The 17927-nt window shown below is 47.1% G+C and carries 14 protein-coding genes; 3 read left to right on the forward strand and 11 right to left on the reverse strand.

Features of this window, described 5'->3' with window-relative positions:
• Nucleotides 1-23 precede the first annotated feature (23 nt).
• The 7 genes from GC130_RS12360 to GC130_RS12390 form a co-directional block, all read right to left on the reverse strand.
• Nucleotides 24-653, reverse strand: coding sequence for a hypothetical protein (locus tag GC130_RS12360; protein WP_151998629.1), 630 nt, complete (start codon nucleotides 651-653; stop codon nucleotides 24-26).
• A 29-nt stretch (nucleotides 654-682) separates the two neighbouring features.
• A complete protein-coding gene (locus GC130_RS12365) occupies nucleotides 683-2977 on the reverse strand; it encodes a transglycosylase domain-containing protein (RefSeq protein ID WP_151998630.1) in 2295 nt (764 codons plus the stop codon).
• Nucleotides 2978-3023: 46 nt separating this feature from the next.
• Nucleotides 3024-5480 carry a leucine-rich repeat domain-containing protein gene (locus GC130_RS12370; RefSeq protein ID WP_151998631.1) on the reverse strand — a complete coding sequence of 819 codons (2457 nt, stop codon included), beginning with the start codon at nucleotides 5478-5480 and terminating at the stop codon, nucleotides 3024-3026.
• Complete coding sequence (locus GC130_RS12375) at nucleotides 5467-6300, reverse strand: hypothetical protein (RefSeq protein WP_151998632.1); 834 nt, start codon at nucleotides 6298-6300, stop codon at nucleotides 5467-5469. The genes GC130_RS12370 and GC130_RS12375 overlap by 14 nt, the downstream gene beginning before the upstream one ends.
• A gap of 5 nt (nucleotides 6301-6305) precedes the next feature.
• A complete protein-coding gene (locus GC130_RS12380; protein ID WP_151998706.1) occupies nucleotides 6306-6851 on the reverse strand; it encodes a hypothetical protein in 546 nt (181 codons plus the stop codon).
• A gap of 65 nt (nucleotides 6852-6916) precedes the next feature.
• The gene (locus GC130_RS12385; RefSeq protein WP_226940455.1) at nucleotides 6917-7426 is read right to left on the reverse strand and encodes a nucleoid-structuring protein H-NS; all 510 of its coding nucleotides are present in this window, start codon (nucleotides 7424-7426) and stop codon (nucleotides 6917-6919) included.
• Nucleotides 7427-7599: 173 nt separating this feature from the next.
• Nucleotides 7600-8169 carry a hypothetical protein gene (locus GC130_RS12390; RefSeq protein ID WP_151998633.1) on the reverse strand — a complete coding sequence of 190 codons (570 nt, stop codon included), beginning with the start codon at nucleotides 8167-8169 and terminating at the stop codon, nucleotides 7600-7602.
• Between the two features lie 255 nt (nucleotides 8170-8424).
• On the opposite strand from GC130_RS12390, the gene GC130_RS12395 reads away from it, so the two are divergent.
• Nucleotides 8425-9882: an alpha-L-fucosidase gene (locus tag GC130_RS12395; RefSeq protein WP_151998634.1), complete on the forward strand. Its 1458-nt coding sequence runs from the start codon at nucleotides 8425-8427 to the stop codon at nucleotides 9880-9882.
• A gap of 69 nt (nucleotides 9883-9951) precedes the next feature.
• Here GC130_RS12395 and GC130_RS12400 read toward each other — a convergent pair whose 3' ends face one another.
• Nucleotides 9952-10665 (reverse strand): GDSL-type esterase/lipase family protein, encoded by a 714-nt coding sequence (locus GC130_RS12400; RefSeq protein ID WP_151998635.1) that lies wholly within the window; start codon nucleotides 10663-10665, stop codon nucleotides 9952-9954.
• A gap of 215 nt (nucleotides 10666-10880) precedes the next feature.
• Between GC130_RS12400 and GC130_RS12405 the strand changes: the two genes are divergently transcribed.
• A complete protein-coding gene (locus GC130_RS12405; protein WP_151998636.1) occupies nucleotides 10881-11660 on the forward strand; it encodes a hypothetical protein in 780 nt (259 codons plus the stop codon).
• A 148-nt stretch (nucleotides 11661-11808) separates the two neighbouring features.
• Here the strand turns inward: GC130_RS12405 and GC130_RS12410 are convergent, their stop codons facing one another.
• The 3 genes from GC130_RS12410 to GC130_RS12420 form a co-directional block, all read right to left on the reverse strand.
• Nucleotides 11809-12804 carry a sugar phosphate isomerase/epimerase gene (locus tag GC130_RS12410; protein WP_151998637.1) on the reverse strand — a complete coding sequence of 332 codons (996 nt, stop codon included), beginning with the start codon at nucleotides 12802-12804 and terminating at the stop codon, nucleotides 11809-11811.
• A gap of 160 nt (nucleotides 12805-12964) precedes the next feature.
• Complete coding sequence (locus GC130_RS12415) at nucleotides 12965-14659, reverse strand: GMC oxidoreductase (RefSeq protein ID WP_151998638.1); 1695 nt, start codon at nucleotides 14657-14659, stop codon at nucleotides 12965-12967.
• Between the two features lie 70 nt (nucleotides 14660-14729).
• Nucleotides 14730-15560 carry an MBL fold metallo-hydrolase gene (locus GC130_RS12420; protein ID WP_193217844.1) on the reverse strand — a complete coding sequence of 277 codons (831 nt, stop codon included), beginning with the start codon at nucleotides 15558-15560 and terminating at the stop codon, nucleotides 14730-14732.
• A 140-nt stretch (nucleotides 15561-15700) separates the two neighbouring features.
• Between GC130_RS12420 and GC130_RS12425 the strand changes: the two genes are divergently transcribed.
• Nucleotides 15701-17860 (forward strand): PQQ-binding-like beta-propeller repeat protein, encoded by a 2160-nt coding sequence (locus tag GC130_RS12425; RefSeq protein ID WP_151998640.1) that lies wholly within the window; start codon nucleotides 15701-15703, stop codon nucleotides 17858-17860.
• The last annotated feature ends 67 nt before the right edge of the window (nucleotides 17861-17927 follow it).

Raw genomic sequence — 17927 nt, forward strand, 5'->3', positions numbered from 1 at the left:
CCCACATACAACAAAGTAAAGGGCTATCTGCCAGCCGGAGTCTTTCTTCGAACTTCGTCCAATTGATTCACAGCTGTTTGTAATTCACGTTTCAGTTTTACCTGCTTTTCATTGGATCGTTGACGAAGCTCCTCAAGTTCATCAGATACCTGGGCCAGGTCTCTCTTGGCTCGGTTAGTAATGGAATGGCTGTTCTTGAATGAAACATACATGATGCCCAGCAAAACCAGCAGCCCCCCTACAATTCCCCAAACCACCACATTGTAGAAGGACTTATTGAGTGACATCCCGAGAAAACTAATCTCGCTATTAACTTCTTCGCTGGCCTGAAGTTGCTCATTGACTACGGCCAGACTATCGTTAGCGGCTTCCAGTGTTGAGTTGATATTAGCTATGGCAGTTTTAACATCCGCTATTTCTTTGCGATAGCTTACCAAACTATCTTCCACTTCTCCCCAAAAGCTGTTGAGCTGTTGGGTGGCGATCACTTTGTATTTTTCGTAAGTCTCCGCATCTTCCACCATTTTTTTGTACTTGGCCTGCAGCGTACCATTTTCATCACTTTGTTTGCCAAATGCCATCCCGGCATTAAGCCCGATCAAAAGGATAAGCACCCCACCCCTTCTGATCTCCGGTAAAATCATTCCTTTCATAGCTAATCATTTAAAATAAACACTGGTTACTAATTTTCCTTCTTTTTAAAAATGCTCTTTATTTTTGATAAAAAGCCCTTCTTTTTCTCCTCACCAAAGTCCCTTACTTCCTGTTCTTTTCTCGTAAGCAGTCCCTTAATGAATCCTTCCTTTTCTTTAAACGGATCACAATCAACTAAATGCAATAAGTCATCCGAAGGAGCAGCGAATCTCTCTCGGGTAATGCCATTATAATGACTGTCTTTATTGAGTTTTTCCAGGAAGAATGCAAATATAGGCAAAGCTGATGAAGCTCCCTGCCCTAATATAGTACTTTTAAAATAAATTTTAGGATTATTTGCACCAACCCAAGTGACTGTCACCAAATTTGGGAGCATTCCCACAAACCACCCGTCACGGTTCGACTGAGTAGTACCGGTTTTGCCTGCTATCGTATTGGAGAGGTTGTACCTGGAGTGAAGTCGTTTTCCAGTTCCGTCTTTTACCACTGCCTGCATCATGTCCAGCATGATCTTGCTTGTGTTTTCGCTCATGGCCGCTTGCTGCTCGTCGGCAACAAACTCTTCCAATACCTTCCCTTCGCCATCCTCCACTCTTAACAACATTTGAGGTGCGACGGATATCCCATGATTGAGGAAAGCAGCGTAAGCCCCTGCCAGCTCTATTGTCGAAATGTCTGCTGTGCCTAGCGCCAGTGAGGGCACTTCCGGCAATGCGCTCGAGATATTAAGGTTTCTGGCCAACTTTACTGCTGACGCAATTCCTGTTTCTTCCAACACTTTCACCGACACGGTATTGACGGAGTGCGTCAAAGCCCCTTTCATAGTATAGAAGTTATGGGTCTCCGCTTCGGCATTTTCGGGCGCCCAGTTCTCCATGTTTTCGTAAGTAATTTGCTTCGAAGAAAAGTAGTCGCATGGCTTCACTCCATTCTCGAGGGCGCTGGCAAAAACAAAGGGCTTGAATGTAGACCCCACTTGTCTTTTCGTGTTGACGTTTACGTGGTCATATTCAAAGTATTGATGGTTAATACCACCAACCCAGGCCCTCACAGCCCCGGTTTTCGGATCCATCGCCACGAAACCGGCCTGTAAAAATTTGAGGTAATGCTGCACACTGTCGTACACACTTGCCTTTACCTCTTTATTTCCAGCCCATTCAAAAAGCTCCATCGTTCTTTCCTTATGCAACGAGTCGGATATCTCCTTTTCTGTCAGTCCTTTTTTCAGGAGAGAAAGATAAATGGGCGTTTGCTTAACTGCATGCTCTATCAGCGACTTGTTCTCTAGCCATGGAGCGTTGTTTCCCCACTCCTTTTCGAAGGCGGTTTGCAGCGCTGCCATATGCTTCTGCATAGCAAGCTCTGCCGCTTGCTGCATGCCGGCATCCAGCGTGGTGTATATTTTCAGTCCATCGGTATACAAATTGTAGGGTGACCCATCGGCTTTGAAATTACTTTTGCACCATTCCAGCAATTGCATCCGTATCTGCTCTCTGAAATACGGCGCAGGGCCTTCATGCAGGGTCATTTTGGTATAGTCCAGCTGTATCGGCAAATCCTGGTAGGCATGAAGCTCCAGTTCGGTCAGGTAACCGTATTTATTCATCTGCGATAAGACTACATTCCTTCTGTTCAGTGATCTCTCTGGAAACACCCTTGGATTGTAAGCGTAGTTGCCTTTCAACATGCCAACCAGCACAGCGGCCTGGTCTATCGTTAAGTCATTCACCGACGCATTGTAGAACCGCCTCGAAGCACTTTCCACACCAAATACATGATCACCAAAGGGAACGGTGTTGAGGTATAGCGCTATGATCTCATTCTTGCTGTAGACTTCTTCCAGCTTTTCAGCGATAGCCATTTCTCTGAATTTGTTAACCGGAATGCTCAGAAGTCCGAAATCCTGCCGTGGGAAGAGGTTTTTGGCTAGCTGTTGGGTAATAGTACTGCCGCCACCTGCGCTGTTGTCCTGCAAAACGATCGTTTTGAAAAACACCCGCAAAAGACTCTTGTAGTCGATGCCATGATGCTCGAAAAAGCGGGCGTCCTCGGTAGCAATCAGCGCATTGACAACGTGAGTTGGAAGGTAGTCGTAATCCACCGAGGTTCTGTCGTACAAGTAGTATTTACCGAGAAGGTCGCCGTTGGAGAAATAGATTTCAGACGCCTGGTTGTTTCTTATGCTTTGAATTTCGACGGCATCCGGAATAGCTCCGAACAATCCCGCCTTCACTCCCCACCAGACAAAGAATGGAGATGCAAACAGTATAAATGACAAAGTGAGCAAGCCGTAAACCAGCTTCCTCGTTCGATTAGATCCCATAGCTAAATAAAATAGGTTAACAACGGAAGCCAGTTCCGAAGTTGATTCAATAAAAGGTTACCTTACAATCAGGCTGCTGAGACTTGAAGTCCTCAATTTCCCTTGCCGACACCTTCGTATTAAAGCAGGTAAGCGATTGCAAACCCTTTATGTCTACTAAACGGTCTAACCTCCCCACTTTCGTATTAGAAAAATCAATTTCTTTCAGTCTGCCAAACCTTTCAATGCCCTTAAGGTTCTTGAGTTGGGTGCCAGCGCAGTTGAGCGACTCCAGCTCCCTGAAATATTCAATTTCCCGCAGGTCGGCAACAGCGGTATTACTCACGTCCAGTTTTGTCAGATGAATGAGGCCCTGGATGGGCAGAAGATTTGAGACTGGGTTCTTGGAGATATTGAGGACTTCAAGGTTGTCGAGTCGTGATAGCTCTGTGAGCGATGAAAGGCCAATACCGCTTAGGTTGAGTGTCTTAATATCCAGAAAGGCATACAAAGGCGCAAGCGATTTAACAGACGAACCTGCGGCGTCAATACTGGTTTGCGCAATCAATCGGTGCAACTCTACGCTTGTCGGGCCTGGGCTCAACTTTTGATTTTGGCGGAACACCGTTTGCCAATCTGCTGACAAGGCCTCCCACCAGGCCATTACTTCTTTTGTTTGAAAAATCACCACCGCATCAGGGTGTGTACGTATGAAGTTGACCACCGAACCCCTGGAAACAAAGGTGTCGTCCAGATTTAGGTATTGAAGACGTGGCAAACCCTGTAGTACTTCTAGGTCGTACACCTTTGTGTTAGTCAGCTCAATCCTTTCAAGTGTGACTATGCCTTTTAACCCAGCAATATTTTCTATCGGCGTATCATTGGCCTTCAGCACTTTGATATCCCCCAGCCTCGACAATGAAATAAGCTCATCAATCGGGTTCTTGCTGATGTCTAAGTAATTAAGCTTTTTGAATCGTTCCAGTGGCAACAGATTAGAAAGCATCTTGTTCACAAGGACGAGTGAATCCATATTGACCAGCTTTACCAGCTGCTCCTTGGTAGGTTTTTGTCCCTTTGGTACCTGCATGAGCGACATCAATGCCAGGCGCCACTCGCCGGTTAGCCCTGTCCACCAGGCATCCAACTGGCGGCTGTTCATCACCACCAGCGTCCTTTTCTTTTTACTCATGAAATCGTCGGCCTGCTTGTCTGAGACAGAGGTATTGTCGCAATAGACTTTTTCCAGAGAGGCTATTCCCAGCAGGGCGTCCAATGACGAAACCGGGCAGTCGTTGACCATCAGGTCTTTTAGTCCACTCAACCCGGAAAGTGGCGAGAGGTCTGAGACAAAAGTGCTGTTGGCTTGAAGCACATTAAGCTTGCTGAGGTTTTCCAATCCTTCCAAAGAGGTAATGGCAGTGGACGAAATATTCAGTTCCTCCAGCTTGCTGAGTTTGATGAGTGACGCTGTGGTAGAGAGGCTTGTTTGGGAAACATCGAGCCAACGAAGTTCAGTCAGTAAGCCAATGGCGCTAAAGTCAGATGCTGGAATCCCTTTCAGCAGCAAAACACGCAGCTCCGACAGACCGGCCAGTTCACTTAAGTCATATACTGGCGTTAGAGAAGCATCCAGCATGTTTAGTTTTTCTGAGTACTTCAAAAAGGTGATGTCCACCACCTTCGTGTTCGAAATGTCAAGGTGCTGAAGATTCGACAAGCTCCTCACAGGACTAAGGTCTGTGATCCGGGTGTTGCTCATTTTCAGGTACACCAGGTCAGGCAGCATTTCCAGTGGGTTGATATCTGCCAGGTATCGGTTGTCTGAAATATCGATACTGTCAATTCTTGCAATCGTCTCCAACTGGGCATTGCTGACGCTGTCGGCAGGTATGATGCCTGCTGTTTGCTGCAACAGCGCCATCCACTCAAATGAAAGCGTGTTCCACCAGGCTCTCAGCGCCTTTTCACGGCTTATCTTCGTGGTGTAGATACTGGCTATTTTCAAGTCATCTTTCTCAGCGTCCAGATTGATCTCAATAAACCTCTTTCGGGTGTTGGAAACCGCATCGCCTTCTATCCCTGCGCCCTTTATTAATCGATTAGTTTCTACCTTGAAATACCATTGACCGTTGTCTCTTTTGAGCGGCTCTACTTTCAGTATTTCAAATTCAAGGGAAACGTGCTTGAAAAAAAAATCAACATCCTTGAAGTAGGCCTGCACGTCTTTGTTGATGACTACCTGCCTGTCTGTGAGCAGATCATCTTCAATTTGTACTTTTCCGTCTCTGAATACCTTCAGGTAACTTTCAGAAATAATTACCTCCTTGTCTCTGGCGGAAGTTTTCTGATCGCCGACAGTGTTGAGCATAAACTGTAGAAAAGACACCAGGTCCTTGCTCTTTTGCTCGTAGATTTTGAGGTCGTCTTCGTTAAGGTTGACTGCTTGAGAAAAAACTCCGGTAATAGAGAAAGCCCCAGCTAATAAAAATGCAATGGCATACCGAAGGCTAGTTCTTCCCATACAAATAGTTCTTGATCGCTTTTTTATTCTCCTCGGAGGTTTTTACAATATTAGAAATCAGCCAGCCTGAGTTGTAACCTGACCGATTGAATTGAGACACCTCAAAATACCAGTTGTTGAGCTGAAAGAAATGAAACTTCACCTCTCTGACTGTTTTGAACTTCAAATTTCCTCTTTTCATCTCGTAAAGAAAAAGCGTGAGATAGCTCGGTGCAAATTCATCTGGTGTATACGACTCTGGATTTTCACTTTCCTGGAAAGCCTTGCGCAGGTTCATGAAATCCAGCTCATGGCTCATTGGGTGTAGAAACTTCTTGGAGGCCGTGGTATCTTTGTTAAAGTACTTTTTGAAGGGCTCAAAGTAAACTTCTTCTATAACCCATTCGTAACCCAGGCGCTGAGGTTGGAGCTTCATAAACAGCGTGACCGGCTGTTCTTTCCCCTGATAGGTAAAGAGGGCATTCACCTCAGCCATCCAATTGCCTGAGTGAAAATCGAGAAACTTCTGGCCCGCTTTGTCTGTCATTTCCTGCGCAAACTCCTTTTTCAGAGAGGCAGGAATCATGGTGTTCTGGTTATCGAAAAGAATCCCAATGTACCTCCTTCGGATGGCCGGGTCATGGAAGTTTTTGTTGCCTTCGTAGTACCGCTCCCCTTTCTCGTCTTCCTCGCCATTAAAGCGGCGGAAAAACTGATTCACCAGCTTCGTAGAGGCATACAGCTTACTTTCGTCCCCCATTTCGTCAATCACCTGAGCGCTGACCTGCCCGGCCGACAAAATGGAGAACGAAAGAAGAAGCGCATAAAACAGCCGCTTCATCCTTATCATGCAGAAGTTTCGGTTACCCGGATATCGCCAAGCATCACATCCCAAAACTCAATGGTGCGACCGGATATTTGGGTTTTCTTTCTTTCTACGTAAATGGTGATGTCCTTTTTGGTGGTATCCTTGTAGGTCATCCCATCGTCCGAAGTACCCTCAAAGCGCTGGTAGATCGTGATTACACCCACATATCGACCGTCAGGCTGTCGCTCCAGGTCACTGATATAGTGAATATCGTACCATTTAATGGACACCTTGTCGTAGTTGAGTGCCATCAAGCGTTCGAAGTACTTTCTAACTTTGTAGTAATTGATGTCGGTGGAGCTAAGCGAAGACACGCCCATTTCGCTGTCAGGAGCAAATAGCTCTTCAGCCCTGTCCATTACCCTTACGGCCTCTGAATAGGCTGTTTTTTTGTCACCAATAATGCTGATGTACTTGCTCAGGTCTTTCACCTTTTCAAGTGCCAGTGAATCAATCGCCTGCTTTCTGCGGGGGCTGATGTCGGCGGTTTGGGCCATGGCTGTGCCCATCATCGCAACAAGCATTACTGAGAACGTATATTTGAATATCTTATGCATGGTTATTTCTTTTTTGGATGGTTATCGTACCTCTACCTTTTTATCAACTCAAGTTCTGTAATCTTTCCTGAGGCATTGGTTTTCATGTCCCGGATATTGTTCAGGTTCTTCTTTTGGTCTTTCAAATAGTTGAGGTACTTCTCCGCTGTGGTAGGCTCATCATAATCGACCTCTCCTGAAGGCGACTCATAAATGACAATAAAAACAGGGACGCCGGGAGATGCAAACAGCATCAGCGCTTCGTTGATGCTGCTATTGGCTGAAGTGACCGTTGGCGCAGAAGAAATAGCGGCGAAGTATCCAGACAATTTAGATGACAGCGTAGCCGGAGGGGCAGTCTTTGCCTTGTTGGCATCGTTTTCCATTTCTTTGTTCGCATTGTCATAAGAAATATCCTTTTCCACCTTTTCCATAGGCTCTTTATTGGATACTTCCCTCATTTTCTTCTTGCTTTTGCAGGAAGAGGCTCCCAATACAATTAATAACACAAGTAGGCCATTTAGGGTACCTGTTTTCATCCACCTGTTTACGTGTTGTAACATGATTTGTCAGTTGTTTAATTTTGCTCAAAAGTTACGGCATAACAACAAGTCATACCAATTGATTTTCATTTTCTATTAAGAGGTTTAATGAAATCATCATACACAAAATGTTTGCCATGATTTCACATAAACGCCTTCTGAGAAAAGAATATTTTTCGAAGAAACCTTAAAGGTTATTTGCTTGTGGCTGGTGCATTGGCGTTGACTTCGTCACGGGCCTTTTCAAGCTTTGTAATGGAGGTGTTCACCTCAGTCAAATGCTTGCTGCTGAACGACCTGCCCTGCTCCTCTTTTCCGCCAGAAGCATAGGCTTTCATCATTTTCTCAAGGTCGGTCAGGTACCTGAGCGATTCATTGATGTAATAGAGATCAAATTTGTCCGTTCCTGCCTGCTTTTCGATAAACTGATAGTCACGATCGGCATCACTGTCCAGGGCCCTGGGTAGTTTCATCCCCGACTTGGTCGACACAATACTTAGGTCGAACAGCACATCGCCCATAAGGGAGGCCACGTCGTTGGCTGCCAGATAAGTGGTTCTCAACTTGGAATCCTTTCCGGCGAATACTGAGGCATTTTTTATAAACTGGGTTTTGTTCTGCACTTCAACCAGGTAGTTGGCCATTTCTTCTTTGGTACCTGTAAACTTGTCCTCGTTGTAAGTAATGGCGCCATAGTAGCTGTTGCTTTTGCAGCTGGCGAAAAGAATGATAATTAATCCAAAAACTAATTTGGTAGAATTCATGATTTGCTGGTTTAATTGATGGTTGAACTTGTTGCACTACACAATCTTAGGTAATTGTGAAAACTACAAAAAGTTATAATTTTTAGTGTATTAATACAATTATTAACGACTGCGGCAGCAAATTGTTGCGCCAAGAGGGTATTGATTCCAATACTATCGTCCCGCTGGTTCAAACATTGGCTGCACAGAATTGCCGAAAACCCGTCTGCTGTTAGTGTATAAGTCCTTATATTTCGACATTCAACAATTTGACTTATGACCCGATCCTCCTTTCTCAAAATCTCAGTCTTCTTCGTCATCATTTTGGCTGCCTGCGAAACCAAACCAGTTGTGCCGCCGATGCCTGTTTTCCCTGTGCCCAGTGAAGAGCAACTCAAGTGGCATGAACTGGAGCAATATGCCTTTATTCACTTTACAACGAATACTTTTACTGACAAGGAATGGGGATTCGGCGATGAGCCGGAAAGCATATTTAACCCAACAGGGCTGGATGTTAGCCAATGGGTAAAAGTAATCAAAGATGCGGGGCTAAAGGCAGTTATTTTAACTGCCAAGCATCATGACGGCTTTTGTCTTTGGCCCAGTATCTATACTGAACATTCCATCAAAAATAGTCCTTATAAAAATGGTAATGGGGATTTAGTGAAAGAACTTTCAGAAGCATGCAGAAAGGAAGGGCTGCTATTTGGCATCTATCTCTCTCCGTGGGACAGAAATCATGCTGAATATGGACGACCAGAGTATGTTACTTACTACAGGAATCAACTGCAAGAAATCTTCACCAACTACGGGCCCATCTTCGAAATGTGGTTTGATGGAGCCAATGGCGGCGATGGATACTACGGTGGAGCCAACGAAAAGCGCCGGATTGATGGAAAGACCTACTACGACTGGCCAACTACGATTGAAATGGTTAGAAAGATGGAACCTAAAGTCCTGTTCTTTAGCGATGCGGGGCCGAGCATCCGGTGGGTGGGGAACGAAAGAGGGCTCGCAGGAGAAACCAACTGGAACACCATCAGCAACGATACTTTATACGCTGGGCAAGCTGGCATTACCGACTTGTTGAATACGGGCCACGCTGAAGGGCAACAATGGATTCCAGCCGAAGTAGACGTTAGCATCCGGCCAGGCTGGTTTTACCATGCCAAAGAGGACAGTCTGGTGAAAACACCTGAAAGGTTGTTTGAGATATACATGACGTCGGTGGGTAGAGGCTCCAATTTATTGCTCAATATCCCACCTGATCGCCGGGGACTGGTTCATGAAAATGATGTGGCTGCCCTGCAAGGCTGGAAGAAACTCCTCGACGAGGCCTTTAGCACCAATCTGGCATTGAATGCAAAAGCAACAGCGTCAACGGTGAGAGGAGAAGCAGAGGCTTATGGTGCTGCCAACCTGACCGACGGAAGAACCGACACCTACTGGGCAACAGATGATGAAGTGACTACAGGCAGTGTGGAGATCGCTTTGCCTGCATCGACGACCGTTAGTTATGTGACTTTGAAAGAATTCATCAAGCTGGGACAAAGAGTAAAAGCATTTACTGTGGAAGCCAAAGTGGATGGTGCCTGGAAACAAGTTGCCATGGGTACCACTATCGGCTACAAGAGGATATTGAAGCTGGATGCGCCTGTAGAGACTGAGGCTATTCGGGTGAATATTGCGGAGAGCAAGGCTTGCCCGGTGCTGGCTGAGGTGGAGGTATATTGACCTCACCCCAAGTCACGGAGTGACTTTCCCCCTCTCCTGGCAGGAGAGGGGAAGAAATCTTTCGGATTTCTAGGGGTGAGGTAAATACCCCATCTCCCTCAAATGCTTCACCCAAATTTCATAGCCCTGGCGGTTGAGGTGCAGCCCGTCTTTTGTGAGATTGGCATCCAGCCGCTGGCGGTCGTCAAGGAACAGCGGAAACAGGTTCACGAAGGTCACTTTGGTGTCGAGCGCCACTCTATACAATAACTGATTGGTCATCAACACATGGTACTGCTTGTCGTAGTGCTGAGGAAACCTTGGGTACTCAGGATTGACTGGTAAAATGCTTTGAATATAAATCTCTGTGGCAGGGGTTTCAGCTTTTAGCCTCGTAACTATCTTCCTGACATTGTTGGCGATCACTGCATCTGGGATGTCGTTGCCGATATCATTGACGCCAATCAGCAGAAACAGCTTCGACGGCTTGCGCTGAATGATCTCGTCAAGCCTGTTGAGGATGCCATAGCTGAAGTCGCCGCCGATACCCCGGTTAACGACCGTTGGATCACCAAGCAGTTCGGCCCAGGGCCCGCCCTCTGTGATGCTGTTGCCCAGAAAGAGTATTTTGCCTGTGCTCATGGGTTCTTTTGCAAACTTCTCCAGCCTCCGCTTGTGATGCTCCATGATGAATGGAATGGTGTCAAACACATTCTGGTGGGTGACATTTTGTTGGGCTTTGGCAGGCAAGTAGTAGGCAAATAGAGAAAAAAGTAGGATAGACTGGAGCAGGTATTTTTTCATTGAGTTGTTTTAGAAGAGTATTCGCAAAAGTTGAAGCTAAAAGTAACTAGCACGACTTCAAAAGTAAAGGGTAACCTGTCGTGCCACCAGCCAGGGCTGTGGGCACGACGGAAAACCTTAGCTGGTAGCAAGACATAACATTGACTACCTTAGTCAGAAAGTACTGGGAGCAAAAAAGGCACAATACTTGCTTCATTATTTCAAAACCCTGCGCCATGAAGACTTATACTACCCTCCTATTGCTGCTGGTTGGCTCAACTGCCTTTGGTCAGCGCCTTGTACCCATCAATTTTTCCAAAGCTTACCAGGATCCATACTATATGGTGCTGGAAGCCGACAGCATCACAGCGGTGCTTGAGCATGTGGAAACCGAAAATAGGTTGGTCATCTTTGATCTGGAAATAGTCAACAAGAGTGGCCTGCCGCTCAAAGTTGATCCTAAGCTGTTTCATTATTACGCTGGGAGCAGCCCTTTTCCTGAGCTTACCGGTGAGGCCGACAATGTCCATCAGGTATCATTCCCCTACAGCCAGGTGCCTGGCTATCTGAGAAAATCGCTGACCAAGAACGTGGTGGAAGACCATTATGAAACACAAATCAAGCAGCAGCAAACATTGGCCATTATTTTCGGTGTACTCTCGGTAGGCATGATGGTGGCTGATGTTGCCAGCGACGTACGAGATTCAAAGAAAGAGTTTTATACCCAAAAAGACTGGAACAAGTCTCAAACCAGGGACGTGCTAACAGCCACCACCCTGATGACAACAGATGCGGTCATCCGCTCCTCGCAAGAAAGAAACTACTATACAAGAGAAGACCTCCATTACCTCGATCAGGAAATCATGCAGCCGATGGACTTACCCGACACTTCAGCCCTTAGAGGGAAGGTCTACTTCCCGAAAAATGGTTATTACAGGTATTACCGTGTGGTGGTGCCAGTGGAGGGGTATAATTTTGTGTTTGATTTCAGGAAAGCGAGGGTGAGTGATTATTGAGGAAAATGCTCCCTAATGCTATCACAAGTGGGCTAACAATACAATTTTCTTTGGATCTCTCTTTGACCGCACATTGACTTCCAAACCAGACTACTGTTACGTCGTGAAACACGACCCATGGCAGCAGACGCTTGAATTAGCAGCGACATCACGACACTTTCCCTCCCACCTTTTCCAACAATGCCCTGGTTAGCTTAATGCCCTCCTCTTCCGTCGGGTAGTTGCCTTCTACGCCAAACATCTTCATGGCGGCGCCCTCGGCTTCTATGCCCATAAACCCTTTGAAACCGGAGTCTTTGATGATGGTGAGCATTTTAACGAAGTCTGTTTCTGTATCGTTGCCCTTTGCATCAAATCCATGGGTTTTGGCGCTTACCCCTTTGGCATAGGGCATCATCGCTTTCACACTTTCGTATTTGTCGTAAGTGGCAATGACTTTGGCGCTTTTGAACGCCTCTATAGTCATCTCTTCCATGCGCTCCCTGCGAACGAAGTTACCGAAGTCAGGCAGTAGCCCTGCATAAGGGTTGTTTACCTGCTTCATTACCTCCACCAGCCATTTGGCATCGGTCGAGGGACCAAAATGGTTTTCGATGATGACATTGATGCCCGCCTGCTGGCCGAATTCGACCAAACTGCCGTAGCCATCCACACCCGCTTTGGCAATTTCCTCATCGGTGCCTGGCCCGTCCAGGTTGACCCTGATCGCATGGCAGCCAAGCTCTTTGGCAGCTTCCACCCATTTGTAATGATTTTCAACGGCCTGCTTCCGGGTAGCGGCATCAGGATGGCCTAGTTCACCTTCCGAATCTACCATGATGAGCACATTGCGCACGCCAAGGTCGTCGGTGCGGGCTTTTAATTCTTTCACATACTCCTTGTCTCCACCCTTCCCGTTCCAAAAAGTAGACACATATTCGATATTGGAGATGCCGTAGGTGTTTTTAGCCAGCGCCGGAAACTCGATATTGGTCAGCTTCTGGCTAAAGAAAGAGCCCGCCAGGGAGAACTGCGCCAGGGAGATATCGAAGAACAGCTTTTTAGCTGGTGCCTCTGCGAAAAGGTCGAATGGCAAGGTGGCAGCGAGGCCCAAACCGGCAGCCCCTGCTCCGGTCTTTTTAAGAAAATCTCTTCGGGTGTTCATAGTATATAAGAGGAATTAATAGCGTTTAATTAATCAGCGTTCCTTTTCCGGGAACACCGATCATAACGGGCCTCCAGTCGGAGTCAATCTAAGCTAGACAATGAGCTACGGATGTCAAAACGTTTGCGTGTCTTTTTAACACAATGACAATGACGGCTCACTATTTCAGCTTACCTGCTTTCATTTCTTCAATAGCATGGTTAGCTGCCCTTGCCGCCAGCGCCATGAAAGTGAGCGATGGATTTTGAGAACCTGTGGATGTCATGGCCGCCCCATCTGTTACGTACACATTTCTGGCTAAGTGTAGCTGATTATGCTTGTTCAACAAAGAAGTCTTAGGGTCATAACCCATACGCACACCACCCATCTCATGAATATCTAATCCGGGGGCTTGTTTGGTATCGTAGGCATTGATGTTGACGCATCCTGCTGCTTCGAGCATTTTTTTGCCTTGCTCAAGAAAGTCCTGCAGCATTTTTTCGTCGTTCTCATCGTAATCGATCGAAGTGACCAGCTGAGGTATGCCCCAGGCATCCTTATCAGTGTCGCTCAGCCTTACATGATTGTCGTACTTGGGAATCGTCTCGCCCTGCAGCATCATAAAAACATTCCATAGACCGGGCTTTTGTAGCTTTTCCTTCAGCTCAGCCCCGACAGTCGCTTCTCCTCTGTTCCAACCCAATCGCCCGGCGCTGAAGGCGGTGACATAGCGTCCTTTGAAGGCCGGAAACCTTTCGAGCGTGTTTCGGAACGACGGCATGAAAATGCTGGTTGGTCGGCGGCCATAATAGTAACCATCTTCAAAGCCGTCGTATTGCGCTGAAATATTGCCCCTGTAGTTGTGAAAAGCGACATACCTTCCCAATAGTCCATTGTCATTGCCAAGGCCGTTGGGAAAGCGGTTCGACTTCGAATTGAGCAAAATAAGGTTTGAATTGAGGCAGGCCGCATTGACAAAAATCACTTTTGCAAAATATTCCGTCACCTCCCTGGTGTTGGCATCAATCACTCTCACGCCAGTTACCTTGCCTAGTTTGTCGTCGTAAATGATGGACTCCACCACAGCGTGTGTTCGCATGGTGAGATTGCCAGTTTTGGCTGCCCAAGGCAAGGTGGCTGAATTGGAACTGAAATAGCCGCCGAACGGGCAGCCACGGTAACAAAGGTGCCTTGCCTGACACTGGCCTCTGCCCTGCTCCTTGTGTACTTCCTGAGGATCGGTCAAATGTGCACACCTGCCCATTATTACCGGTCTGTCGGGATACTTTTCCGTGACCTTCTTCTTTATCTCCTCTTCTACACAGTTAAATTCAAAAGCAGGCTGCACTTCACTGTCGGGAAAATGAGGAATCCCATCCCTGTTGCCGCTAATGCCCGTAAACTTCTCGACGTGAGAATACCATGGAGCCAGGTCATTGTATCGAATAGGCCAATCAACTGCAAAACCTTCTTTTACTGGCCCCTCAAATTCGAAATCACTCCATCGCTGCACTTGCCTGGCCCATATTAAAGATTTACCGCCCTCCTGATAGCCCCGAATCCAATCGAACGGTTTTTCCTGCACATAGGGGTGTTCTTCATCCTTGACAAAAAATTGCTTTGTGGCATCTTCATAGGCATAGCACCTATTAACCACAGGATTTTTCTCCTCGTCTTCCACCGGGAGTCTACCCCGGTAATCGAAGTCCCATGGGTCTTTCATCGCCGTCGGATAGTCTTCAATGTGCTTGACTGGTCGGCCTCTTTCCAGCACCAGGGTCTTGGCTCCTTTCTCGCATAGTTCTTTGGCGGCCCATCCTCCGCTGATGCCCGAACCGATCACAATAGCATCAAATACATTTTGTTTCCTGCTCATGGTAACAATTTATTAAATATTCAGAGACCAGATGGGCCATTTCGGCAACGGCAAACACTGCCGCTAATTCCTATCTGATCAGCTTTTTTTCGCCAATCTCAAAAACATGATACCGGTTCTTCAGCTCATCATCGATCCATATTTTTACTTCCTCGGGATAGCCCTTCGCCCAGAAACGATTGCTCTCATTCACTTTTACTGTGCTATGGTGCTGGGGAAAGATATAATCGGGCTGCAGCGTATTGATGAGAATGGTGGAGCGATCAATATACATATTGTGCTCTGTTGGCGAAAAGAAAAGGACGTCAATGTCATTGGCAAACAAATGGTCTTCCAGGAGGTAGCTATCGCCAGGCTGCAAAAACCTTTTCCCATTGATATTGAGTACATACCCACAGTCCTGCAGGTTGGCTTCATAATAGATGGCAAAATTTGCATTGCCATGAAGAGCCCGGATAGGTTCAACCTTTATTCCTTTTACTTCAAAAGGTTCCCTCGGCTTGGCTATAACTATCCGCTGGTCAGGAATACCCAGTTTTTTGGCGACGGCCAGACAGCTTTCAGGCATCACAAAAATACAAGTCGATTTCTCCAGGAGTATCTTTGACGTATACTCGTTAAAATGATCCCCATGGGCATGGGAGACGAAAGAGATATCAATTACCGATGCGATCTCCTCCGGTGTAATAGGTGCAGGAGTCATGCGGCTTCCATTTTCCAACCAAAGATCGGTAGTCACGACGAGGTTCCCCGATTTAATGATCCAGCTATTGTGCCCCGCCCACCAAACGGCCGTCCCATCGCTATGAGAACGAATCTCATCAATCATTCTGCTATTTTGAGCAAATCCAAATGACGCAGGTAAGAGGCATGCCAAGAATAATAAGATGCGTTTTTTCATAGGCTGGTGGTGGTGTTTGACCAAAATAATCATATCAATTGAAATAAGCGCCGAAATATGGAGGAACGGGAATAGCTGTTTATCAAAAGTCGGTTCTGTTATTTCAGATTTCTATTTATCTTCCATTTTGTACCTAGCCCATGACTAACACCCATTGCTTTATCGGCAACTACATATTTGGTGAGCCCCGTCTGATTTTCGTCAGCCTCTTGCTATTGGCCTGGGTAATGTGCTCCTGTAGCAGTGCGGATCTGAAAAGAGAGACCTGGCAGGTGTACAAGGGAGATGCCGCCAGCAGCAGCTATTCCAGTCTCACTCAAATCACCAAAGACAACGTAAGTCGGCTGGAAGTAAGTTGGATTTTTGAACCCACCGACGCTCCCGAAGGTGCCAGAGCGGTCAAATACGAGTGTAATCCAATCGTTGTCGGCCCTGTGATGTACCTCACGTCTGCCAGACATGTGGTGTATGCGCTTGAAGCGGCTTCGGGCAAAGTCATCTGGTCATTCGATCCATTTGATGGAAAAGGGGGCGCTATTAAAAGAGGGGTGTCCTACTGGGAAGGTAATGGTGAAAAGCGAATTCTGTTCACCGCCAGGAATCATCTCTTTGCTTTGAACGCCACTAATGGAGAACAGATACTGGGATTTGGTGAGCAAGGAAAAGTCAACCTGAATATCGAAAACTTCTCGGGCGAAGAAGCCTGGGTGGTGCCCACTTCACCCGGCATCATTTACAACGATCTGATTATCCTTGGCTCGGAGGTTTCAGAGTCGTACGGAGCAGCCCCTGGCTATATCAGGGCTTACAATGTGCTGACAGGCAAGCTAGAGTGGACTTTCCACACCATTCCCCAACCCGGAGAGGTCGGCTATGATACCTGGCCTGCGGATGCATGGAAAAAGGTGGGCGGTGCCAACAACTGGGGAGGCATGAGCCTCGATGAAAAGCGGAGTATAGTGTATATACCACTAGGCTCTCCTACTTACGATTATTACGGGTCGGATCGGAAGGGCATGAACTTGTTTGGCAACAGCCTGGTGGCATTAGAAGCTGCGACTGGCAAGCTCGTATGGTACTTTCAAACTACCCACCACGACCTGTGGGACTACGACCTACCTGCCCCTCCTAACCTGATCACCGTAACAAAAAACGGCAAGCAAATTGACGCAGTTGCTCAAACAACAAAAACCGGGCTTCTATTTGTTCTTGACAGGGAAACCGGCGAGCCTATTTTTCCTGTAGAAGAACGGCTTGTGCCCGCCAGCAATATTCCCGGAGAGGAAGCCTGGCCCACGCAGCCATTCCCTACCAAGCCTTTGCCTTATTCAAAACAATATATTTCCGAAAGTGATTTATTGGACTTTACCCCTGATGCAAAAAAAGAAGTGCTTGACGCCTTCAAGCGATTCAGGTATGAGGGTATTTATACGCCTCCTGATACCAGTGGCACACTACTAACGCCAGGCAGTCGTGGCGGTTCGGAATGGGGCGGTGCTGCCTGGGACCAGGAAACAGGCCTGCTCTACCTCAATGCCAATGAGTCACCGGAAATTGCCAAAGTAAGCCGGGGAGTGGCGTGGAAAAGCCCGAGAGACCAAAGTATGTACAATGTGGGGCGGTCGTTTTATACCACTTACTGCGCCTCTTGTCACGGTACTAACAAACAGGCAACCGATCCCTCTATTCCATCCCTTGTAGACGTGGGGAAGCGGCTAAGCAAAGAGGAGATACTTAACAGAGTAAAAAATGGCAAAGGGAAAATGCCTGCCTTTGGTCAGGTGGCGGCTGGAAATGAAGACGAGATCATCTCCTATTTACTAGAAATTAATAAAGACAAGATTGCCGAAAAGCCAACGGAAGAATCGGATACGGGCATGGTGTATCTTAATCTCACAGCCTATGGTTATTTCAGAGACAATAAAGGACGACCAGCCATCAAGCCACCCTGGGGCACATTGAACGCCATCAACCTGAATACAGGAGAGTATTCCTGGCGGGTGCCGCTGGGCAATATTCCCGAACTTCAGCAGCCTGGCGATCCTCCCACAGGTATTGAAAATTACGGTGGCCCGGTGGTAACGGCCGGAGGACTGGTGTTTATCGCCGCTACGGGCGATCAGAAGATCAGGGCATTTGACAAAGAGACAGGTGATGAGGTATGGACGGCAGACTTGCCCGGCAACGGGTACGCCAGTCCGGCGGTATACGAAGCAAATGGCAAGCAGCATCTAGCAATTGCCGTCACCGGTAACAGAGAGAAGCCGGGCGGTTGGATGGTGGTCTTTTCCCTGCCCTGATCGAAGCCAAAGCCGTCAATATTTTTGAAACACCACCGACAAACACCGGTAAGACGCTGTTCCTACT

The sequence above is a fragment of the Imperialibacter sp. EC-SDR9 genome (genome assembly GCF_902498805.1).
Classification (GTDB): Bacteria; Bacteroidota; Bacteroidia; order Cytophagales; family Cyclobacteriaceae; genus Imperialibacter.